This is a genomic window from Enterococcus sp. CWB-B31 (assembly GCF_020567645.1).
Classification (GTDB): domain Bacteria; phylum Bacillota; class Bacilli; order Lactobacillales; family Enterococcaceae; genus Enterococcus_L.
The window spans coordinates 71,730-94,376 of record NZ_JAJDJW010000015.1 but is presented as its reverse complement, the minus strand read 5'-3'; the positions used below and the strand labels follow the sequence as shown (position 1 = coordinate 94,376).

Genomic DNA, 22,647 nt, shown 5'->3' with positions numbered 1-22,647 from the left:
AATCGGTTGCCTCAAAAAGGAACCATATTCCAAGGAAATCACTGAACTATCGAACCCCCATGGAAGTATTTTTGAGTTATATGGATGATGAGATAGTGTCTAGCTTAATTTGACAAATGAAAAAATAAAAAAAGAACTCTGACAGCCAGTATATTTTTCCGCTCAATGATTCTATTTTTACTATATTCTCAACAATACCAATGAACAATACAACATACGCAATAATAGCAATATTTCTTTTCCACCGCTTACCTGTTCGAAAGCCGGGAATATATTTTTTAAAAAAACTATTATCGTGTTTCTTTACAACTTTTTCTTTCTTATAGCTAAAATCAGAATTATCATTTTTAAAAGAAATTTTTTGCAGTCTTATTTTTGAAGTATTTTGCATCTCACTTTCAGGAGACAATTTTGCTTCACTCACAAAAGCTGCCTCAGATAACTTATTCTGCTCATTCTTTTCTTTAGTATAAACCTCACGCTCTTTTTTCAATTCAAACAGTATGGCCTCACGCATTTCCACAACATTTTGATAACGGTCTTTCGGATCCATTTTTACTGCTCTGGAAATAATTTTTCGGAGAAACAGATCCTCTGGCAGCTTATTTCTTGGATAGTCTCTGACTAAACAGACATTCATCAGTACGCCAAGCGAATAAATATCACTGCGGGCATCCGTTTCTGCAAAACCAAACTGTTCTGGTGCCGCAAAACCAACAGTTCCCAGCTGTACTGTATCAGTTTCTTTATTCCCACTGATTCTTCGGACAGCATCAAAATCAATCAGTTTGATAATCTGATCGTTCGAAATCATGACATTTGAAGGTTTGATATCTCTGTGGATTAATCCTTGTTTATGCAATTCAGTCAGCCCATTCAGTATTGCTAAAGATATCTCCATTACTTCTCTGCCTGTCATAGAATCTGAAGAGTAAATCAGTTCACTTAACGTTTTCCCATGAATATATTCTTCATAAAGATAAATTTTTCCATCTTCTTCAACAATTTTATCAATTTTTGGAAGATTGCTGTGTTTGATTTGCTGCAGAGAAACGAGACTTTCCTTTAAAATAAAGGGATATTCTTTTTGAACCCAAAATTCCTGCGTTTCAATATTTCGAACCAGCATGGGACTGCCTACTTTATCTGTTAATCGTTCAATCTGCTTGTAACCATTTTTTGCCTGACTTGGAACCCCTATTTCCATCTATCCAAACTCCATTCAATTGGTTTCCTGTTGATTATTTGTCGCTTTTTTGATACCATCTTTCACTAAGACATTGTATACTATTTTTACAGTAATTTAAAGACGACCTGTTAATACGAAGAAATTACGGGGAAAATAATTTTACAGCTAAAATAGTATGAACTACACGCTGCTACAAAGGAGGGAAATAATGGAAGAAAAAGATACAGATAAGCTGCTTCATTCTTTGAAAAATGCAAAAAGCTTCAAATCGGCCATTTCTGAAACAAAGCCATATACTGTCGATGTTGAAATAAAAAATTATTTAAACAGCTGGCTTGAAAAGAAAAATATTTCTAAAAGTAACGTCCTAAAAAATGCAGGAATCACCGAGGCTACAGGATACCAGTACTTTGACGGAAAACGTAAACCGCCTAGAGAAAAATTAGTTGCGATAACAATCGGACTGGATTTGACATTAGAGGAGACAAATACGCTCTTTAAACAAATCGGCTATGCCCAGCTGTATCCAAAACATCCTTGGGACGCAGTCATTATTTATGGTATTACGCATCACTTATCAATCGAAGCAATTGACGATCTGCTTTATGAGGAAGGGTTGAAGACGTTTATTTGTTGATTGTTATAGTTTTGAACATTAATTTGTAAACCAAGCTTATTTGGAAAACGAGCAAAAATAAAAAACCGAGCTTGGCTTGCTCGGTTTTTCTGTGTGACAAAACTATATGATATGCTTAAATATGGATTGGCAAACCTAAAGCCAATTCAGAAGCATCCATAACAATTTCACCTAGAGATGGGTGAGGATGGATAGTCAATGCAATATCTTCTGCATTCATACCGGATTCTACTGCCAGTGCCATTTCAGAAATCATGTCACTTGCTCCTACTCCGGCAATCTGTGCGCCAATAATCACATTTCCCTCTACTGTAGTAACCAGACGTACAAATCCTTCTGTTTTACCTAAAGAAATAGCACGCCCATTACCTGCGAATGGGAATTTATAGCCTTTCGCTTCAATTCCAGCTTCTTTCGCTTCAGCCACTGTCATACCAACAGATGCCAATTCAGGATCTGTAAAGGCCACAGCCGGCATTGCTTTATAGTCAACGGCTACTTTTTTACCGGAAATTGCTTCTGCAGCAATTTTAGCTTCATAGCTTGCTTTGTGTGCAAGAGCAGCGCCCGGTACGATATCACCAATTGCAAAAATGTTTGATACATTGGTGCGGCCCTGTTTATCAACATTGATTAAGCCGCGTTCGCCAATCTCAACACCAGCCTGTTCAAGACCCAGATCTTCAGTATTTGCCCGACGACCTACAGTTACCATTACATAATCAGCAGTGACAGATTCTTCCTTTCCATCCACTTCATATTTCACAGTCACACTGTCACCATTGTCAACGGCTTCTTTCGCCATTGCAGAAGTCACAATCTTAACACCTTTTTTCTCGAAATCATCAACCACAATTTTAACCATGTCTTTTTCATATGTTGGTAAAATTGAAGGCGTTCCTTCAATTATTGTAACTTCAGAACCTAAGTTTGCATATGCTCCGCCCAATTCAGCACCGATAACACCACCACCGATAATCACGAATTTTTTCGGAACTTCTTTTAAGTTCAAACCGCCTGTTGAGTCCAGTACACGCCCGCCAAACTTAAAGCCCGGGATTTCTATCGGACGAGAGCCTGTAGCAACAATCGCATTGTTGAAAGAATACGTTTGAGCAGAATCAGGATGAATCACACGCAAGGTATGATCGTCTACAAAGAATGCTTCGCCTTCAATAATTTCCACTTTGTGTTTCTTCAACAGCATACCAACACCGGAAGTCAATGTCTTTACGACTTTATTGTCTTTCCATTCCTGTGTTTTTGTAAAATCAAGTTTTACATTTTCACTGGTAATACCAAATAGTGTTGAGTCCAGTGATTCCTGATAATGGTGACCCGCTGCGATCAGCGCTTTGGACGGAATACATCCGACATTCAAGCAGACACCGCCAATAAACTCGCGTTCAATGATGGCAACTTTCTGTCCCATTTCAGCAGCACGGATGGCAGCTACATAGCCGCCAGGTCCCGCACCGATTACAACTGTATCTAATTCAATGGCAAAATCTCCTACTACCATTTGTTAATCATCCTTCCATCAAAAGTAATTCAGGGTCAGCCAATAAACGTTTGATGTTGTTCATCGCTTTTTGAGCAGTTGCTCCATCAACGATTCGATGATCAAAGCTTAGTGACAATTTCATTACACGTCCAACAACGATTTCTCCATCTGCATTCACTACAGGCTGTTGAGCAATTGTACCCACGCCCAAGATCGCTACTTCAGGGTAATTGATAACTGGAGTGAACCAGCCGCCGCCGACTGAACCGATATTACTGATTGTAATTGATCCATCACGCATATCCTGAGCTGCTAATTTACCATCATGAGCAAGCGCTGCTTTTTCATTGATTTCATCAGCAATCGCAAACATACTCTTTGTATTTGCGTTTTTAACATTTGGTACATACAAGCCATGATCTGTATCAGTAGCAATACCGATATTGAAATAATGTTTGTATACAATTTCCTGCTTTGCATCATCAATTGATGCATTTAAGACAGGGAACTTTTGAGCTGTTGCTGTCAATGCTTTAACAACATACGGCAGGAATGTTAACTTCGTACCATTTTCAGCAGCAACATCTTTAAACTTCTTGCGGTGATCCCACAGCTTAGATACCTCCACTTCATCATGCAGCGTAACATGAGGAGCTGTATGCTTGCTGTTGACCATTGCTTTGGCAATTGCTTTACGTGTTGGTGTCATCGCTTCACGCGTTTCCATTTCTCCCAAGTTTGAAGTAAATGGTTGAGCAGGTTTCACCGGAGCTGCAGCTGGTGCCGCTGTTTCTTTCACGGCGTTTGCTTCTACTGCTGCAGAAGCTGAGACCACAGGCGCTGAACCTCCATTAGTCAAGAAGTTGTCGATGTCCTCTTTGACCACACGTCCGCCTTTTCCTGTTGCAGCAACTTGTGTAATATCTACATCTTTTTCTCGGGCATATTGACGAACAGAAGGCATTGCCAATACACGTTTATTAGGATCGGCAGCTATAATAATGGCAGAAGACGCTGCAGGCGCTGCTTCTGTTTTAGATTCTGTCGAGGCTGTTGCAGGAACACTTGCTGGTGCAGCATTATGTCCCGGTGCATCAATCTCAACCAGTACATCGCCGACATTGGCTATTGTGCCTTCAGAAACAACAATGTTTTTCACTGTTCCTGTCACTGGTGACGGAATTTCTTCTACTGATTTGTCATTTTGCACTTCCAATAATGTATCATCTTCATTAATTGTATCGCCGGCTTTTACAAACCACTTAACGATTTCTCCTTCAGCAATTCCTTCACCAATATCCGGTAATTTGAATTGGAAGACCCCTTCGCCTGAACCAGATGATTCTGCCGGAGCTGCAGGCTGTGCTGGTGTTTGTTCCTGAGAGGCTGCTCCGCTGCTGCCTTCATTGTCTTCATGTCCCGGTGCGTCAATTTCGACCAGTACATCACCGACATTGGCTACTGTGCCTTCGGGAACAACAATATTTTTCACTGTTCCTGTCACTGGTGACGGAATTTCTTCTACTGATTTATCATTTTGTACTTCTAATAATGTATCATCTTCATTAATTGTATCGCCGGCTTTTACAAACCATTTTACGATTTCACCTTCAGCGATTCCTTCACCGATATCCGGTAGTTTAAATTGATAAGCCATCGTTTTTTCTTCCCTTCTTTACTAATTAAAATTCAACGATTTCTTTCACTTTTGCTTCAATATCAGAAGCATTAGGCAGCCAAATATTTTCCGCTTGACCAAATGGGAAGATGGTATCTGGTGCTGATACACGGCCAATTGGTGCTTGTAGAGAAAGAACAGCTCGTTCTGAAATTTCAGAAACAACTTGTGCAGCTACGCCTGCCTGTTTCTGCGCTTCCTGAACGACAACCACACGGCCTGTTTTTTCAACAGACGCAATAATTGTTTCAATATCAAGAGGAGCTACAGTACGTAAATCGATAATTTCAACAGAAATATTTTCTTTTTCAAGCGTTTCAGCAGCTTTGACTGCTTCACGAACCATGGCACCGTAAGTAATGATAGAAACATCGCTTCCTTCACGGGTAACAGCTGCTTTGTCCAAAGGTACTTCATATGCTTCATCCGGCACTTCCTCACGGAAAGAACGGTACAATTTCATATGTTCAAGGAAAACAACCGGGTCATTACTGCGGATTGAAGAAATCAGCAACCCTTTTGCATCGTATGGATTTGATGGAATAACTACACGTAACCCCGGTGACTGAGCCATCAGTCCTTCCAGATTATCAGAATGGAGTTCGGGAGTGTGTACTCCTCCGCCAAATGGTGAACGAATAGTTACCGGGATATTTCTTGTACCGCTCATACGATAACGAGTACGAGCCATTTGAGCAACTACTGCATCCATTGTTTCAAAAATAAAGCCGAAAAATTGAATTTCAGGAACCGGACGATATCCTTCCAAAGCAAGACCAAATGCCAATCCGCCAATACCAGACTCAGCTAACGGCGTATCAAATACACGATCTTCGCCGAATTTTTCCTGTAAACCTTCTGTCGCACGGAATACACCGCCGTTTTTACCAACATCTTCACCAAAAACCAATACGTTTTCATCATTCTCTAACTCAAGAGCTAGGGCATCAGTAATAGCTTGAATCATTGTTTTTTGTGCCATGATTATTTCGACTCCTTCGCTTCGTAAATTGCAATTTGTTCTTTAATACTTTGTGGTTGTACTTCAAACATATGTTTCAGGAAATGAGAAACTTTTTGTTTGCCCACTTTATCTGCTTCAGAAATTGCTGTTTTAATTTCTTCTTTTGTTTGTTCAATAATTTGTTCTTCTTTTTCTTCAGACCATAATCCCTTTTCAGTAAGATAATTACGGAAACGGATCAATGGATCTTTTTGTTGCCACTCATCGTCCATTTCTTTTGAACGGTAACGAGTTGGGTCATCCCCTGACAATGTATGTGGACCATAACGGTAAGTTAATGTTTCAATTAAGACAGGACCGTTTCCTTCTGCTGCCCAGTCACGTGCTTCCTTAGCAACTGTGTAAACAGCCAAAGGATCCATTCCATCTACTTGGATACCTGGAATTCCTGCTGCCACTGCTTTTTGTGCCAGCGTTTTAGCCGCTGTTTGTTTTTCACGAGGAGTTGAAATCGCAAAACCATTATTTTGAATGATGAAAACGCCATTTGCCTGATACGCTCCTGCAAAGTTGATTGCTTCATAGAAATCTCCCTGTGAAGAACCGCCGTCACCAGTATAAGTGAAGACAACATTTTTTTTGCCGCGTTTCTTCATACCCAAAGCAACGCCTGCTGCTTGAATGTATTGTGCACCGATAATGATTTGTGGAGGCATAGCATGCAGATCATCTGCGTACATATTTCCTCCGGCATGTCCTCTTGACCATAGGAAAGCTTCTTTTAAAGGAAGACCATGTTGAACCAATTGCGGCACATCACGATATCCAGGTAACAGGTAATCCTCTTTTTCCATAGCGAAATGACTGGCCAATTGACTTGCTTCCTGTCCTGCTGTTGGAGCGTAGAATCCTAAACGTCCCTGACGGTTTAATGCAGTTGAACGTTGATCCAGCACTCTCGACCAAACCATGCGTGTCATTAATTCAACTAATTCCTCATCTGATAAATCCGGAATCAGCTCTTTGTTTACAACTTTCCCATCTTTATCCAGTGCCTGGTAAGTCGGGAACTCTGCGTTGACTTCATCCATTAGCTGATTAAAGTCAATAGGTTTTTTCTTGTTTGCCATTTTGTCACACAATCCTCTCTATTAACAATTCTTTTTTATTTTAGAGAAAAATGAAACAGCATTTAAATCTGTATCATTTTCTCTGCTACGTATACAAATTATCATTTATTTCAAAAAAGAGCAAGTAAATAAACTCAATGAATTCGAAAAGATTTCTAAAAGGAAAAACCCTTATAAAACAGTGAATAGTGATGAATGTCACAAGTTTGAAATACCTTCTCTCTGTTTCAAATCTGTTTTTAAGTTTTCTCACCTCCTGTTATAGTGTTTTACATCAAAAAATTATAACAGAAAGCTACCTGTTATATCTTTATACTTATATTGTACTTGCTCATTGTTTAACTTTCCAATGATACCCCTTTCAAAAACAAGTGCTTTTTATCAATTATTTTATATTTATCCAAAATTTCTGATATTATTTTTCAACTATTACTTGTAATCCTTATTAAAGCAGTCTTGCAAATTCCTCAGGCTGTAAAGTATTAGCAGCTTATACCAAAATTATAGAACGGAATATCAATTTATCCCTTGGATTGACCGAATTACCTTCGGATTTTTCCTATTAAACAAATAACATCACTTAACCCCTTTGAACAGGATAACTACTCCCCGTCTTAGATAGTTTTTTAAAAGCAAAAAAGGGACTGTGACATAAGTATGTCTGAGATCCCTAAAACCGAATAAACGGTGTTCCAGTCTTTGTATGATTCGAGCATTCGAAGAAGCGTAGAAGCAAAGCCCCTCCATACTTCGAGAATCGGAACGAAGTCCTTCAATTCTTAATGGCTCTGCCGTTTAGAAATTGATGAGATCGAAACGAAGTGTAGTGAGAACCGTAGACGCAGAAAAACGGATACAGCGTAATGTTTTGTCTCGAGAATCGTTAGACTCGTAGAGACAGCAGTTCTGGAAATAAGTCGGACTATACTGAAAATATGAGTAGCTATTTTCGTATAGTCCGACTTATTTCTTGAGACAGAACATTTCTGTCACAACATATTCTTTTTTAAATCCATTCTTTCGTCAAATGAATGTATAAACGTTTGGCAAATTCGACTGTAATTAGATACAGGATGATGATAGCAAAGAACCATCCCCAGTATGCTGTTGGCAATGCGGTAAATTCGAAAATCTCGCGTAATGGACTGATAACCAGACCGAAACCTAAAAGTATTGCTCCAAGACTTGTCAGAATTACCGGCATAGAAGCCGTACTCTGAATAAACGGCAGTTTGCGTGTCCGCACCATGTGTACAACCAATGTCTGACTGACTAAACCGACCATAAACCAACCAGTCTGGAACAGACTTTGGTTTGCAATCGTGTTTGCCCCAAACACAAACCACATCACCAGATAGGCCATAATATCAAAAATGCTGCTGACAGGTCCGATACAAAGTGTAAATTTAGCTAAGCTCTTGATTTCCCAGCGAACAGGTCTTACTAATTCATCTTCATCCACATTATCCCAGGGGATCGTCAGCTGAGCAACATCATAAATCAGGTTTTGAATCAGCAATTGTATGGAAAGCATCGGCAGGAATGGCAGGAAGGCACTCGCCACTAAAATAGAAAAGACATTCCCAAAGTTCGAGCTGATTGTGATCTTGATATATTTCATCATATTGCTGAAAACTTTTCGACCTTCAATCACGCCTTCTTCCAGCACATTCAGACTCTTCTCAAGTAAAATAATTGAACTGGCATCTTTAGTAATATCCGCAGCTGTATCAACAGAAATGCCAACATCTGCTTTTCTAAGTGCGGGTGCATCGTTAATACCGTCTCCCATAAAACCAACTGTATGCCCATTTTTCTGAAGTGTTTCGATAATTCGAGATTTTTGCATTGGATTCAGTTTAGCAAACAAATTAGTCAGCTCAACTTCTTTTTCCAATTCCTCATTAGACATTTCATCAATTTCTGATCCCAGTACAACATGAGAAACCTCAATCCCAACATCCCCGCAAACTTTTTTGGCAACAATATCATTATCTCCGGTCAGAACCTTCACATTTACACCGTGCTCGTGCAGTGAACGAATAGCAGTAATTGCAGATTTTTTTGCCGGATCAAGAAATCCCATAAAGCCGATCAGCGTCATATCTTTTTCATCATCCGCACTATATATCGCTTCATTGTGAACATCTTTTTTCAGTGCTACAGCAATAACCCGCATTCCCTGTTCATTCATCTTACGGTTAACATCACGCATTTTCTGACGCAGTTCTTCAGTCAATCCAACAATTTCTCCATTAATTTCTGCATGAGTACAAACAGCTTCCATCTCTTCAACGGCTCCCTTAGTTACCATAAACTGATGTCCATCCGCATTTACAACAACGGTTAACCTTCTTCTCGAGAAATCAAAAGGAATCTCATCCAGTTTTGTCACAGTTTGAAAAGGAGTCTCTCTTTTATTTTCAGTATAGTAATTAATAACAGCTATATCCATCAGATTTTTCCAGCCTGTTTGATAATGAGAGTTCAAAAATGCCATATCCAATACTTGCTTATTCTCATCCCCCAAAGGATTTAAATGCTTCACCAGTACTACGCGATCTTCTGTTATTGTTCCGGTCTTATCTGTACACAGCACATCCATGCTTCCCAGATTTTGAATGGAAGGAAGCTCTTTTACAATGACTTTGTGTTTTGAAAGCATAATGGCTCCCTTTGCCAGATTACTTGTTACAATCATCGGCAGCATTTCCGGCGTTAGTCCGACAGCTACAGCAATTGCAAAGAAAAATGCTTCTCCCCATTCGCCTTTTGTCAAACCATTAATCAAAAACACAATCGGAAACAGAACCATGACCATTCTTAATAAAAATTTGCTGACTTTTGTCAACCCAATATCAAATGATGTTTTTCCTCTTTGTGTCGTTGCGTTTTTAGCAATATCCCCGAAGAATGTATTTTGACCTGTCTTTAAAATAATTGCTTTTCCCTGACCACTCAACACATCAGTTCCCATAAAGATTAAATCCTGCATATCCAGTGCGGAAATATTTTGCTGATCCTTATCTACACCAGCATCTACAAATTTTTCAACCGGCATGGATTCACCAGTTAACGAAGATTGATTAACAAACAAGTCCTTTGTCCAAATTAGTACAGCATCCGCCGGTATCATATCACCAGTTGCCAGAGTAATAACATCCCCCGGGACCACTTCGTCCATTGGAATTTCTTTCGTATTGCCCTCTCTGGTTACAGCCGTTGTGTTTTCAATCAGTTCTTTCAGCGCAAGGCTGGCTTTTTGAGAACGATATTCTTGAACAAACGTAATAATTACACTAGCTAAAATCATTAACCCCATCACAACAGCTGCTTCGTAGTCTCTTGTTAATGAGGATACAACCATCAGCAAGGCTAAAACAAATACAAAAGGATCTCTAAATGCTTCAATAAACATGATAATTGCCGGTATCGGCTTTTGTGCTGAAACTTCATTGGGACCAAATTCTTCCAGTCGTTTTACTGCATCTTCTTCAGATAGCCCCTTTTCAGAAGTCCGCAATTCCATCATTAATTCTCTTTCAGAGAGCATTGCCAGTTTTTTCAATTGCTGCTCTTTTGTTTCTTTTCTCAATTCTGTTACTCTTTTATTTGTCATCATTGTTCTTTCCTCCAACTCCTTCACTCGACTGAAAGGAAAGAAGCCTAACTAACCTTTTCCAGTTAAGTGAAGATTATTTTTGCTCCACCTCTGATGTGGGTCTTCCATGATAATCTTCCCTTCTGTTTTTTATTGACTGTTCGTTAAATTTTTTGAAAATGACTGTCAGGTCCTTCGCTTCTTTCAAAGCGCCTCATGTCCATGGTACTTCCATCTGCTGAGAAACACAATTATTTGGCAACCCTGAAGCCGCTAAGCTTTTGGTCTCCTGTTCCAAATAAAAAATACAGCTTTTTGTTCAGCCTGTAAGTACTGAAACATAAAAAAACGCATACCCAACAATAGAGCATGCGATAAACAGCATAAATATATTCTCCATCGTTGAGCTTTAGCACTATATGGCGTAGATAATTTCTTATCAGCTGCATTATGAATGACCTTCACGATCATTCCTGTTCTACCAGCTAAGAGTCTCTCGAATCTTTCGCGGCAGCAGCATATTTCCATATAGGAGCCTCACCTAACAATTCATTATTCAAATTTTCAACCAAATTCATCATAAATGATTCGCCCATAAAAGTCAAAACAAATACGCCTGCTAAATAGCAAATCTTGTTCTATTTTATTCAGGATAACTCAATGAAACTTTTGAATATTATACTCAAAATAACGAGCTGATTTTCCTGTAAGCAGTTTTATTATCTCTGCTTTAATCGAAGCACAGTCTGCCTTGCTCATGCTGATAAAAACAAATGAAGAAATAAATCATAGCTTATCAACGATTTTAGGAGAAATTTTCTTGTTGCTATAAAACACAACGAAGGATGAATTAATACTTTCTCATCACAATTATTTTCGAAATAATGACCAAAGATAACTGCACTTTTAAGAAAACTTCAAAACAGGATTTACAATCTGTCCATAGCCTTTGAATGGATACGTAATCTTAACAACTCCTTCTTGTGTATCACCGATACCAGAAAAAAGCTCACAATTCTCATCATCATGATAAATCATCCCTGAAGGGAAGCAACAATCTTTTAAATGTTCCCGTTTTGCAGGTCCTTCCGGGTAGCTCTTCCTTGTTGCAATAATTTTGTAATCGTCAACCGCTAAAGTAAGTGGATCAAAAACAAAAGACATGACTGTATAAACACTTTGTTCTTCTTCAAGATAAGATAAATGCCCGATTACACCGATTTTATTTGTATCCAATAAAAAAACCTGATTGACCCCACCCCATTCCAGATTCCCAAACAAATCTGGCAGGATCTTGGCATTAGCAATTTTTTCAGCGGTCAATTCATCTAAATGATCAATGATCGTAAAACCAATTAGTGCCTCACTGCCATATTCTTTAATTAACTGTTTATCTCTAGGACGTGAAAAAACACCAATACGACCATCTGCTAATTGGACAATCCGAATATCCTTCATATTTCGCGGACCAGTAGTAAAGTATTTAAGATCGTTTAGAGCCTGTCCATAATAAAAATAACCAAAATAAGCTTCCAATTTATCTTCTTTTTTTACTTGAACATGAGTACCTCCCATAACAAGGTTGTTGTCAATCTTGGCAATATAAGGATCCTCTAATTGATAAACCATTGAATCTTCAACTAGCTTCCAACAATTTTTTTCAACCTTCTCGAATAGACGTACCCAGGATCGCATCCATTCACTTCGACGCTCTACTCGTCCAAAAAGATACCACTTATCCTCATAGTTAAAAGGTTGAGAACAATTATAAACATCAAAACCATCAACACCTTTAAAACGAAGAATTTCTGTTTCTGATTTTTGCTGCTCAGCTTCAAATAGCTGCTTTCTTTGTAATGCATTCATAATGACCTCCATCTTGACTCGCTCCGCTCTTCGAGTCAAATAGTTGATAAAAAACGGATGCGGATATTCGTTTATAATATAAAGCAGTAATGAATCTGCTAAAAAAGGACATTTGTCAGATCACTAGGTCCTCCTTATATTTGAACAAGCTGATGGAATGCAGCTTGTAGAGCCTTCATATTTTCATTGGCTTTTTCCTGTGTTGGTGCATTGACCGAATAATAAATTTTAAACTTCGGCTCAGTTCCAGATGGTCGAACGCACACCCAAAAATTATGTTTAAAGACGAACCTCAAAACGTTGGATTTAGGTAAAAGAAGCTTTTCTTGAGTTCCCTTGACTAAATCAACTTTCAAGGCTGATACGTAATCTTCTTTTACAATTAATTCAAAATCAGCTAAAGAAGTGAATTCTTTTTCTCGCAAATTTTCTACCAATTGGTTCATCTGATTAATCCCATTTTTTCTTATAAATTCTTTCGTTTCCAAAACTTCTTCATAATAGCCATATTCCTCATATATCATGTTCAAACGATCAATAAGATTACTATTTGAAAGCTGACAATCTAATGCCGCTTCAGCTAAGAGAACGGCTGCCTGAATTGCATCTTTATCTCGTACAAATGGTTCAATCAAATACCCATAGCTCTCTTCATAGCCAAATAAAAAGCGTTTATCATTTTGCTCTTCTGATAATTCAATTTGTTCACCAATAAACTTAAAGCCAGTAAGAGTGTTTCTGACTTGAATACCATTTGCTTCAGCGATTTTTACGCCTAAATCCGAAGTTACAATCGTTTTTGCCAAAAAGTAATCTGCTAAATTTTCCCCTTTTCGTTTTTTTTCCTTGATGAGATAGTCCAGTAATAAAGTACCGATTTGATTCCCATTTAAATAGATTGGCTTCCCATCTTTAAAGACAATAACACCTAAACGGTCTGCATCAGGATCTGTCGCAATTACCAGATCAGATTGATTTTTTAAAGCTTGTTTCAATGCTAGCTCAAAAGCATCAGGATCTTCTGGATTCGGGGATTTTACTGTAGAAAAATCCGGATCTGGGAATTCCTGTTCCTTCACTAACTTCAAATTTGAAAATCCTATTCGTTTGAATGCCTGACTAACCAAGATTCTTCCTGTCCCATGCAAGGGTGTATAAACGATTTTCAATTGGGAACCAAACATGTTTACTTTTTCATAGTTTTGGGTCACCAAACGTAGATTTTCCAAATACCATTCATCTGCCTCTGAAGAAAACACCTCAATCAGCCCTTCAGAAATATATTCCGTTAATAAATCCGCTTGAATTGATAACTCATTGGTTATTTCCTCCAGAATAGCCGTCAAACGTGCCGCTGTTTCTAAAGTTATCTGACCGCCATCTTGTCCGTATACCTTAAAACCATTGTATTGTTTTGGATTATGGCTGGCAGTGATCATCACACCCGCAAAAGCCTGATAATGCCGAACCAAAAACGATAATTCAGGCGTTGGGCGCAATTGGTCGGATAAATAAACTTTGATTCCTTTAGATGCTAAAATTCGAGCAGTCCATCTTGCAAAAAGGTCGGAAAGATGCCGATTGTCATAAGAAATGACCACCCCTCTTTCAGCTGAGTGGTCATCAGATTCTAAAATATATTTTGCAAGACCTAGTGCAACACGTTTAATAGTATAGATATTGATCCGATTCGTTCCTACACCCAATTCTCCGCGCATCCCACCAGTTCCAAATTCCGGATAGCGGTAAAAACGCTCTTCTAGATCAGCTGGATTTGAAAGAGCAGCTAATTGCTCTTTCAAATCCAACTCTAAACCCTGAAACTTCTGCCATTCCTGCAATTTTGTCTGCCACTCCATCTCTATCCCTCTTTTGCCTGTTGAATGATTTCGCTGATAGAAAGTGTACAACCAGCCATAGAAGTATCTGCCACTCCGTAATACATAGTCAAGCGATCTTCATCAACAATACCACCACAACCAAATACTACATCACCAAAGAAGCCGTTTTTTTCATATTCAGCTTCCGGCTCCATAATCGGCTTTTGCGAACGAGCAATTACCTTCGTAGGATCATTCAAATCCAGTAACACTGCTCCCATACAATAACGATGCTCAGATGTTGCTCCATGATAGATAACTAACCAACCAGCTTCAGTTTTGACAGGAACCAACCCACCGCCAATCCGACCACTATCCCACTCTGTTTTTCTGATTCCTAAAAGATGTTTGTGATTTCCCCAGCTGACTAAGTCCGGTGAAGAAGCTATCCAAATGTCATAATTCCCGATACTTTTCAAAGAAGGTCGGTGTAAAGCATAATAGTTATCATTAATTTTTTCTGGAAAAATCAGCACATCTTTATTTTCTGGTGCAAAAATATTTCCTAAATCCTGATAATTTTTAAAGTCCTTTGTTGAAACTAGCGAATCACACACACCGACAGGAGAAACTGAACTAAAATTAATGTAATATGTATCATCAATCTTAGTACAACGAGCATCCTCAATTCCATAGCTTTGATACTCATTAAAAGGATATAAAAATGCATCATCGTCAATCATAAAATGATGCCCGTCTTTACTACGCGCAATTCGAATGTAAGATAGGGATGTTAAATAAATGAAGCTATCTAACTTATCTTTTTTGCGGATCATTCGGGGATCTTCAAAATCATAATCTGGATCATTATAATCAAATTCTACAATCTTCATTTGCTTGGTCCCAGTATCATAAACAGGTGCTTTAATTATATTTGGATCTTCAGAAATTGGGCGTTCTGCAACTCTTAATAAAAGCAGTACTTCACCATTGTATTCTGCTACTCCGCCGTTAAAGGCACCAATAACTTCATACCCCTCATGTAATGGCTTCACATCAGCTGGTGTGATTAATGGATTTTCTATAAAACGTTCTATTTTCATGTCAATAACCTCTATTTAAATGGATTTTCAATCTCTATTTTTTGTGCACTGGCATCGCTGATACCGACATATAAAACTGCTCGCTCTCCATGTAGCTGAATGCCGCCGCTAAAAACAACATCTACTAAGTCAGGACGCTTAGCTGGTCCGTCAATAAAGTCCCTTCTTTCAGCAATGATCTTCGCTTCACACATAGCTTTATTTTCAATGTCCACCTTGAAGCTCATTGCGTAATAATGACGATTCCCATCTGCATCAAAGTTGGCGATATGACCTAAAATCCAGATATCTTCGTTGATTTGATGAATCTCATTTCCACCGCCCCACTCTTCATCGCAAAACTGATTAGACAAAAGTGGTGCATCCTCAATCATCTGAATCGTCAAATTACTGACTTGATCAATAATACAGAAGCCAATTTTCCCACGACCGCCTTTTTCACCTTGCGAACGAGTCAACACTAAAATTCGCCCATCAGCTTGCTGCTTCAATCGTAAATCTTTCATTCCCCAAGGACCTTCAAAAACTTTATATGCTTCTGAAATAGAGTCCAATTGATAAAATACCGTTCGCCACTTTGCTTTTCCATTATCAAAAAAAACTGCTTCGACTCCTCCCAAAATAATTTTCCCATCAATTCTTGTGTAAAAAGGGTCTTGAAGAGCTAAATCAATCCCGACATCGAGCTTTTCCCAAACACTATCATTGACTTCCTTGAACAAATTGATATGCGAATGCTCATCATCACGAGATTCTACACGTCCGGCAATAACTTCTTGTCCATTCAAATCAAATGGTGCTGTAATATTGTAAACATCTCGACCACCAACACCTAGAAAGTTTAAGACTGCTGCTTTTTTATTTGTATTTTTTTTTCGATACTCTGTTAATAATTCTTTTGTATAAATCACTACTCTACCCTTCCTATCCAACAAGCTTTTGCCAAAATTCGATATCTTTTATTTGTCTTATTTATTAATTCAGCTCCAAAAAGTATTTGCAGCTTTCCTTCTATTGTTAATTCATATTCTCTATCATCAAAATTCAAAACCACTAAAATATCATCCACTCGATAAGAAAGGCATTTCTCATCCAAAAAAATAGCTGTAATTCTATTAAAGGGACCCTCTTGATATCGTAATTGGATTAGACTGCGATACCACTCCGCTAATTCCAGGCTGTCTTCATTCTCAGAACATTTGCCAATCCAATTATTGGGTGCATCATTCCAAAGCATCATTCCGCGTGAACGATCTCTATTCACCTTATTTGCCTCTTTAAGAGCTGCTTCTTCTGTCATTGATTCCAACATTTCTTGATACTTATTCTTCGCTTGAATATCTCGGATATCTTCGATTTGAGCAGGTATAAAATCACCAATTCCCAACTCTTCTCCCTGATATAAAAATGGAATTCCCCTATTGATCAATACAAAAACTGCTAATAGTTTATACAACTCTTTATCCTCTTGTACCAATCGATTCCATGAACGACTCATATCATGACTGTTAAAAAACAGAGTTGGCAAGCTATCCATATAAAGAGAATTAATCGCCTCAAATGCTTTTTTTATTTTTTCAAGATCAAAACTATCTTGACTGCCAAGATCAAAATTAAAGGCTGTATCAAATAGCTCTCCACCAACATAACTGGAAATTTTCATCAGCTCATCAGAGCTAATCTCCGCAACAGTAAACAATTCAGAATTATACGATTTTACAAATTGATTAATTTCTTTCAGAATTTTCTTAGTTCCTTCTTGATCTACATCAAATTTATGGAGCTGATTCCCCGTTGAATCATTGGGATTATCTGGAAAGTCAGCCGAAGCAGACAAATTATTGATAACATCAAAGCGGAACCCATCAATACCTTTATGAAGCCAGAAATCAAGCACTTGGAAAATTGCTGTTTTCACCTCAGGATTTCTCCAGTTCAAATCGGCCTGTTCTTTAGCAAAGCTGTGATAATAATATTGATTGGTACAAGAGTCAAAGTTCCAAGCAGATCCGCCAAAAAAACTTTCCCAGTTATTAGGCACATCCCGCCAAATATACCAGTCACGTTTCAAGCTGGTACGATCTTTTGCAGCTTCTACAAACCACGGATGCTCAGTTGAGGTGTGATTAAATACTACATCTATAATAATGCGTATTCCCATTTGATGTGCTTCACTGATTAGAAACTGAAGATCATCCAGAGTACCATATTGCTCATCAACACCACAATAGTCGGCAACATCATACCCATTATCAATTTTTGGTGAGGGATAAAATGGTGTTAACCAAATACAATCAACACCTAGATTTTTTAGATAAGGAAGCTTTTCTCTTATTCCTAAAAAATCACCGATCCCGTCTCCGTTACCATCAGCAAAAGACGGTAAATAAATTTCATAAAAAACTGCTTTTTCCCACCACATCAGCTAACCCCTCTTATTTCAAAGTAAATTGCATACCGTCTTGGAATCGTTTTGAGAAAATTAAAAACAAAATGATCAGCGGTAATGTCAGCAAAACAGAGGCAGCATACATTGGACCTGGATAAGTGCCATATGGACCGAACATTTGTGAAATCAAAACATTCAACGTCACTGTACCATCACTCTTAGACACGATCATATCCCACAGCAAATTCGTCCAACGATCCGTATAAAGAAAAAGAAAGATGACCGTTGTAATAGATTTTGACATTGGAAGCACGATTCTAAACAAAATCTGCATTTCTGTTGCTCCATCAAGTTTTGCAGCCTCAATTAAGGTATCAGGAATCGCTTTGAAAAAGTTAGTGTACATAAAAATTGCCCATAAGCTGATTGCCGTAGGAATAATCATTCCAGCATATGAATCCAGCAATCCAACCTTCGTGATCATTAAAAATTGTGGAATCAATAAGATGATCGCAGGGAAAAACATTTGGAACAAGATAAAGTTATTAACGAATTTCTTGCCCTTAAAATCAATTTTTGCTAAAGCATAGCTTACCATCAAGGCAAACATCAGCATCAAAAAAGTAGCGATAGTTGCTACAATAATCGTATTCACAAAGGCCCCTAGCCAAGGGACATTTGCTGATGTAGCTGACCCGCCAAACAGCCATGTCCAAGAACGTAAACTAAAACTGCCTGGAATCACTTTTCGATCGACTTGATCCCATGAAGCAAATGAATGCATCACCAGATAGATAAATGGAAAGGTCATGATCAACATCACGATGGTCGTAACAAGATAAAGGAGAACAGTTTGCCTTTTAGTCCTTTTATACCCAACCATTTTTTTCACCCCATTTTTCCAACAATTTACGAATGAGCCCAATCGATGTAAAAGTGACAACCGAAGCTAATAATGCCACAGCCGAAGCATACCCAGATCTCAATCCGACAAAAGCTTGGTTATAAATTTCCATTTGCCAAGTATTAGTCGCAAAATTCGGACCGCCGCCAGTCAATTGATAAACTTCAGTAAAAATACCAAAACTGATTCCTACTGCTAAAACAGTTACAGTGAAAAAGGCTGGATACAGCATGGGAAAAGTGATCTTCCAAAAACTTGTCCAAGAAGTCGCTCCATCAATTGCTGCTGCTTCATATACCTCTTGATTGATATTGCTTAACCCTGAAATCAAGATTAAACCGTAATAACCAGACATCTTCCATGCGATCATCAACGAAACGATCATCATTGCAGTATGCGGATTTCCTAACCAATCAATATCCCACCCCATTTTTGTTCGAAGAAATATGTTAAATGGTCCATTATATGAAAGCAGTCCCTTAACGATCAATGATGTTACTACTCCGCTTGAAAGATATGGTAAGAAGAAAGCAACCATATAAAGACCTTTAAATTTCGGTAAGCTGTTCACCAATAAAGCGATAATCATTGACATAGTCAAAGCCATCGGGACAAATATAATCAAAAACTTATAAGTAACAAAAAAAGCGGATTGAATGGCTGGGCTTTTAACAGCGTCTATAAAATTTTTGATACCAATAAACTTAACCTCTGGTGAGATCATATTCCAGCTAGTCAAAGCCAGCCAGAAGGACCATAGCAGCGGCAGCAAGAAGAAAATAAATGTAAAAATCAGGTATGGGCTGGTAAATAACCAGCCCAATTTGGTGTTTTTGCTCATCACTGAAGCGCCCCTTCAACTGCTTTTTTAGCACTCTCAACAGCTTTAGCTGCATCTTTTTCACCACGAACAACAGGTACCCAAGCTTGCTCACCAAAGACTTGTTGAATCTCGTTGTAGTTTTCATTGTCCATTGCCGGAACAGCATAAGGCACATTCTCAGCATAAACTTCCATAGCAGGATTTTTGTCAAAGTATTCTTTGAACGCATTATTTTCAGTCGCATCATCTCGTGCTGGAATTAATGATGTCATTTCCAATAGTTTCATGTCATTTTTTTCATCCCCAAATACAAATTCTAAAAATTTCATGGCAGCTTCTTGTTCTTCTTCAGTAGCTTTTGCATACATAACAATACCTTTCGCATCAGCATAAGTAGAAACCTGTTCTTCGTCAGCTAGAGCATCCGGAACCACAGGTGCCGTAACGGTGTAATTTTTTCCAAATTCCATTTCCGGATATTTTTCAGCCCAGTTAGGGAATGTCCAAGGTCCCAGATCAGTCATAACACTATCCCCATTTTCAAATGGGTCCGTAGCTTCACCAGTTCGCAGTACTTTATTTTTCGCTAAGGTACTCATCAAATCAAAGACTTCTTTCATTGCTTCTTCATCAGCAACAAACTGATTGCCCTCTACAAAGTTTGCTCCGTTACTTGCTGCATTATACAATGGGAAAAAATCAAACCAACGCATCCAGGCAGTCGGGTCTGCCAGATCTTTTTTAGCCCAAAGTGCCCTATCGGTATCTTTGACTTTCTCAACTACTTTTAATAACTCAGAGTACGTTTTTGGTGCTTGATCAAACCCCATTTCCTTCAAAATATCTAATCGCCAACCAAACAAAATAGGATTAGAATAAACTGGCAATACATATTGACTGCCATCAGAAAATTTCCAGCTTTCAATCGTTTTATTCATATTTCGACTATCTGTCACTGAGCTAAATTGACTTTGCTTATCTAATGGTAAAATTGCCTTGCTTGCAGCCAATTGAGCAGCAAAGCTGCGATTGATATTTTCTGAAAGTGTCGGCGTAGTATTTGAAGCAATGGCACTTTGAATAGTAGCTTCAGAAGAAGGACTTTCTTTCATCTGGCTAACCTCAACAATAATATCTTTATTTTCTTTTTCAAATTCCTTTGCCATTTCTTCCCAATATTTCAATTGAGGTGGATTAGGTGCCGCCCAAAAAGTAATTTTTGTTTTCCCGTCACCGGAACCAGATTCTTTTTGTTCCCCTCCACCACTGCATCCTGACAAAATAATTGCTCCAACCAATAGCGATGAAATGCCGATAATCAATTTTTTCATTTTCATAATCATTCCTCCTATAAAAGTAAACGTTTTCTTTATCACGAAACGATCATATCATTCGTAATCTTTTTTGTCAACATTACGTAATTATAATTACAAAATTACTATAAGATTACAACAAGTTACTTTTTTTAAAGAGTGTGGTATAATCAACTCAAAGTTAAAGAAAATCAAGGTGATAAGTATGAAAAAAGCATCTATGCAAGACATTGCGAATGCATTAGGAATATCCAAAAATTCTGTTTCACAAGCATTAAGGAATAAAGCCGGAGTAAGTCAGCAGACGAGGCTTCTTGTTCAGAAGAAAGCAGAAGAACTAGGTTATCAGTACCAAAAAAATGACGAGAATATGGACAGACCCAAATTTCTTTTGTTAGCTACTGAGTTCGCATTTTCTCAAACAAGTTTTTTTGGAGAAATCACTAAAAGTATTGAAACCGAATCACTAAAAGCTGGATTCCAGATTGATACACATACTTTGACAGAGAATGACATCTCAAGCATGACAATTCCGCCATTCATTAAAGAATATGACGGCATCATTATACTATCCCATAGTGATAATTCTTATATAGGAGAAATCATCTCTACTAAGATCCCTATTATTTTAGTAGATCACCATGATCCCTCATTATTAGCAGATGCAATCTTATCAAAAAATACAGATGGCACTTTTCAAGCTATTTCTCTGTTGATAGAGAATAATCTACAGCGTATCGGTTTTATTGGCGACATCAATTTTTCACCAAGTTATTTAGAGCGGTACCGCGGGTATCACCGTACATTAGCAGAATATGGTATTCCTTACGATGACTCGATTGAAATCACACAGATTGAAGAAACACAAGGAACTCTCTTCAATAAACTAAAAAATATTGAGGAAATGCCGGATGCCTGGTTTTGTGTAAATTCAGGTCTAGCCTTTATGTTGAATAGCTACCTTCAATCTGCCGGTTACACCATTCCTGATGATATCAGCATTATCTGCTTCGATGATACTGAATTCACACGGACGGCTATACCACCAATCACTAATGTTGCCACAGATCTTCACTATATGGGGCAGCTCGCAGTTCGTTCGTTAATCAATCGAATCACTCATGTTGATGAACCTTTCGTTCACCAACAAATCGTTCCTCAGTTAAATATACGAGAATCTGTCAGATTTACAGAAAAAAATGAAAACAATAAAAAGAGAGGGACCATGACATAAGTATGTCACAGTCCCCTAAAGCCGAATAAATGGTGTTCCAGTCTTTGTATGATTCGAGTATTCGAAGAAGCGTAGAAGCAAGTCCATACATGCCCCCAGACATGCGACGAGCATTCGAAGACGCGTAGGAGCAAGTTCATACATGCCCCCCAGACATGCGACGAGCATTCGAAGACGCGTAGGAGCAAGTTCATACATGCCCTCCAGACATGCGACGAGCATTCGAAGACGCGTAGGAGCAAGTTCATACATGCCCTCCAGACATGCGACGAGCATTCGAAGACGCGTAGGAGCAAGTTCATACATGCCCTCCAGACATGCGACGAGCATTCGAAGACGCGTAGGAGCAAGTTCATACATGCTTCAAGGATCAGAACGAAGTCCTTCAATTCTTAATGGCTTTGCTGTTTAGAAATTGATGAGATCGAAACGAAGTGTAGTGTAGTGAGAACCTTAGACACAGAAAAACAGATACAGCGGTAATGTTTTGTC

Annotated in this window: 16 protein-coding genes, 1 pseudogene and 1 riboswitch; of the genes and pseudogenes, 3 read left to right on the top strand and 14 right to left on the bottom strand. The window is 38.4% G+C overall.

Annotated features, from left to right (window positions below):
• Positions 1-113 (top strand): annotated as a pseudogene (locus LI954_RS12750) (IS30 family transposase); the annotation flags it as partial.
• Here LI954_RS12750 and LI954_RS12745 read toward each other — a convergent pair.
• Positions 77-1,207, bottom strand: coding sequence for a serine/threonine protein kinase (locus tag LI954_RS12745; RefSeq protein ID WP_229444656.1), 1,131 nt, complete (start codon positions 1,205-1,207; stop codon positions 77-79). The pseudogene LI954_RS12750 and the gene LI954_RS12745 overlap by 37 nt on opposite strands.
• A 190-nt stretch (positions 1,208-1,397) precedes the next feature.
• Between LI954_RS12745 and LI954_RS12740 the strand changes: the two genes are divergently transcribed.
• Entirely contained in the window at positions 1,398-1,826 is a 429-nt protein-coding gene (locus LI954_RS12740) for a helix-turn-helix domain-containing protein (protein ID WP_202067393.1), read from the top strand.
• A gap of 115 nt (positions 1,827-1,941) precedes the next feature.
• On the opposite strand, the gene lpdA is transcribed toward LI954_RS12740, so the two are convergent.
• The 13 genes from lpdA to LI954_RS12675 all read right to left on the bottom strand — a co-directional run bounded on the left by lpdA (position 1,942) and on the right by LI954_RS12675 (position 20,945).
• On the bottom strand, positions 1,942-3,348 hold the full coding sequence (gene lpdA / locus LI954_RS12735; RefSeq protein ID WP_202067394.1) for a dihydrolipoyl dehydrogenase: 1,407 nt from the start codon (positions 3,346-3,348) through the stop codon (positions 1,942-1,944).
• Positions 3,349-3,355: 7 nt separating this feature from the next.
• Positions 3,356-4,987, bottom strand: a complete 1,632-nt coding sequence (locus tag LI954_RS12730) for a dihydrolipoyllysine-residue acetyltransferase (protein WP_229444655.1) — start codon at positions 4,985-4,987, stop codon at positions 3,356-3,358.
• A gap of 25 nt (positions 4,988-5,012) precedes the next feature.
• Positions 5,013-5,990: an alpha-ketoacid dehydrogenase subunit beta gene (locus LI954_RS12725; protein ID WP_202067396.1), complete on the bottom strand. Its 978-nt coding sequence runs from the start codon at positions 5,988-5,990 to the stop codon at positions 5,013-5,015.
• A 2-nt stretch (positions 5,991-5,992) separates the two neighbouring features.
• Positions 5,993-7,102, bottom strand: coding sequence for a pyruvate dehydrogenase (acetyl-transferring) E1 component subunit alpha (gene pdhA / locus LI954_RS12720; protein WP_202067397.1), 1,110 nt, complete (start codon positions 7,100-7,102; stop codon positions 5,993-5,995).
• A 1,006-nt stretch (positions 7,103-8,108) separates the two neighbouring features.
• The gene (gene mgtA / locus LI954_RS12715) at positions 8,109-10,721 is read right to left on the bottom strand and encodes a magnesium-translocating P-type ATPase (protein WP_202067412.1); all 2,613 of its coding nucleotides are present in this window, start codon (positions 10,719-10,721) and stop codon (positions 8,109-8,111) included.
• Positions 10,722-11,089: 368 nt separating this feature from the next.
• A riboswitch (M-box (ykoK) riboswitch) is annotated at positions 11,090-11,259 on the bottom strand.
• A 350-nt stretch (positions 11,260-11,609) separates the two neighbouring features.
• The gene (locus tag LI954_RS12710) at positions 11,610-12,569 is read right to left on the bottom strand and encodes a DUF1861 family protein (RefSeq protein WP_202067398.1); all 960 of its coding nucleotides are present in this window, start codon (positions 12,567-12,569) and stop codon (positions 11,610-11,612) included.
• Positions 12,570-12,703: 134 nt separating this feature from the next.
• Entirely contained in the window at positions 12,704-14,428 is a 1,725-nt protein-coding gene (locus LI954_RS12705) for a phospho-sugar mutase (RefSeq protein WP_202067399.1), read from the bottom strand.
• A gap of 2 nt (positions 14,429-14,430) precedes the next feature.
• Entirely contained in the window at positions 14,431-15,492 is a 1,062-nt protein-coding gene (locus tag LI954_RS12700; RefSeq protein WP_202067400.1) for a glycoside hydrolase family 130 protein, read from the bottom strand.
• 11 nt (positions 15,493-15,503) lie between these two features.
• Positions 15,504-16,403 carry a DUF1861 family protein gene (locus tag LI954_RS12695; RefSeq protein WP_202067401.1) on the bottom strand — a complete coding sequence of 300 codons (900 nt, stop codon included), beginning with the start codon at positions 16,401-16,403 and terminating at the stop codon, positions 15,504-15,506.
• A complete protein-coding gene (locus LI954_RS12690) occupies positions 16,403-17,914 on the bottom strand; it encodes an alpha-amylase family glycosyl hydrolase (protein WP_202067402.1) in 1,512 nt (503 codons plus the stop codon). The genes LI954_RS12695 and LI954_RS12690 overlap by 1 nt, the downstream gene beginning before the upstream one ends.
• A 13-nt stretch (positions 17,915-17,927) precedes the next feature.
• Positions 17,928-18,764, bottom strand: a complete 837-nt coding sequence (locus tag LI954_RS12685; protein ID WP_202067403.1) for a carbohydrate ABC transporter permease — start codon at positions 18,762-18,764, stop codon at positions 17,928-17,930.
• Positions 18,751-19,626 (bottom strand): carbohydrate ABC transporter permease, encoded by an 876-nt coding sequence (locus LI954_RS12680; RefSeq protein WP_229442250.1) that lies wholly within the window; start codon positions 19,624-19,626, stop codon positions 18,751-18,753. The genes LI954_RS12685 and LI954_RS12680 overlap by 14 nt, the downstream gene beginning before the upstream one ends.
• The gene (locus LI954_RS12675; protein WP_229444654.1) at positions 19,626-20,945 is read right to left on the bottom strand and encodes an ABC transporter substrate-binding protein; all 1,320 of its coding nucleotides are present in this window, start codon (positions 20,943-20,945) and stop codon (positions 19,626-19,628) included. Before LI954_RS12675 ends, LI954_RS12680 begins: the two co-directional genes overlap by 1 nt.
• A 181-nt stretch (positions 20,946-21,126) precedes the next feature.
• Between LI954_RS12675 and LI954_RS12670 the strand changes: the two genes are divergently transcribed.
• A complete protein-coding gene (locus LI954_RS12670) occupies positions 21,127-22,155 on the top strand; it encodes a LacI family DNA-binding transcriptional regulator (RefSeq protein ID WP_229444653.1) in 1,029 nt (342 codons plus the stop codon).
• The last annotated feature ends 492 nt before the right edge of the window (positions 22,156-22,647 follow it).

Bases quoted from the DNA above. Each gene is read 5' to 3' on its own strand.
- LI954_RS12745 (WP_229444656.1), bottom strand. From the start codon at position 1,207: ATGGAAATAGGGGTTCCAAGTCAGGCAAAAAATGGTTACAAGCAGATT.
- LI954_RS12740 (WP_202067393.1), top strand. From the start codon at position 1,398: ATGGAAGAAAAAGATACAGATAAGCTGCTTCATTCTTTGAAAAATGCA.
- lpdA (WP_202067394.1), bottom strand. From the start codon at position 3,348: ATGGTAGTAGGAGATTTTGCCATTGAATTAGATACAGTTGTAATCGGT.
- LI954_RS12730 (WP_229444655.1), bottom strand. From the start codon at position 4,987: ATGGCTTATCAATTTAAACTACCGGATATCGGTGAAGGAATCGCTGAA.
- LI954_RS12725 (WP_202067396.1), bottom strand. From the start codon at position 5,990: ATGGCACAAAAAACAATGATTCAAGCTATTACTGATGCCCTAGCTCTT.
- pdhA (WP_202067397.1), bottom strand. From the start codon at position 7,102: ATGGCAAACAAGAAAAAACCTATTGACTTTAATCAGCTAATGGATGAA.
- mgtA (WP_202067412.1), bottom strand. From the start codon at position 10,721: ATGACAAATAAAAGAGTAACAGAATTGAGAAAAGAAACAAAAGAGCAG.
- LI954_RS12710 (WP_202067398.1), bottom strand. From the start codon at position 12,569: ATGAATGCATTACAAAGAAAGCAGCTATTTGAAGCTGAGCAGCAAAAA.
- LI954_RS12705 (WP_202067399.1), bottom strand. From the start codon at position 14,428: ATGGAGTGGCAGACAAAATTGCAGGAATGGCAGAAGTTTCAGGGTTTA.
- LI954_RS12700 (WP_202067400.1), bottom strand. From the start codon at position 15,492: ATGAAAATAGAACGTTTTATAGAAAATCCATTAATCACACCAGCTGAT.
- LI954_RS12690 (WP_202067402.1), bottom strand. From the start codon at position 17,914: ATGTGGTGGGAAAAAGCAGTTTTTTATGAAATTTATTTACCGTCTTTT.
- LI954_RS12685 (WP_202067403.1), bottom strand. From the start codon at position 18,764: ATGGTTGGGTATAAAAGGACTAAAAGGCAAACTGTTCTCCTTTATCTT.
- LI954_RS12680 (WP_229442250.1), bottom strand. From the start codon at position 19,626: ATGAGCAAAAACACCAAATTGGGCTGGTTATTTACCAGCCCATACCTG.
- LI954_RS12675 (WP_229444654.1), bottom strand. From the start codon at position 20,945: ATGAAAATGAAAAAATTGATTATCGGCATTTCATCGCTATTGGTTGGA.
- LI954_RS12670 (WP_229444653.1), top strand. From the start codon at position 21,127: ATGAAAAAAGCATCTATGCAAGACATTGCGAATGCATTAGGAATATCC.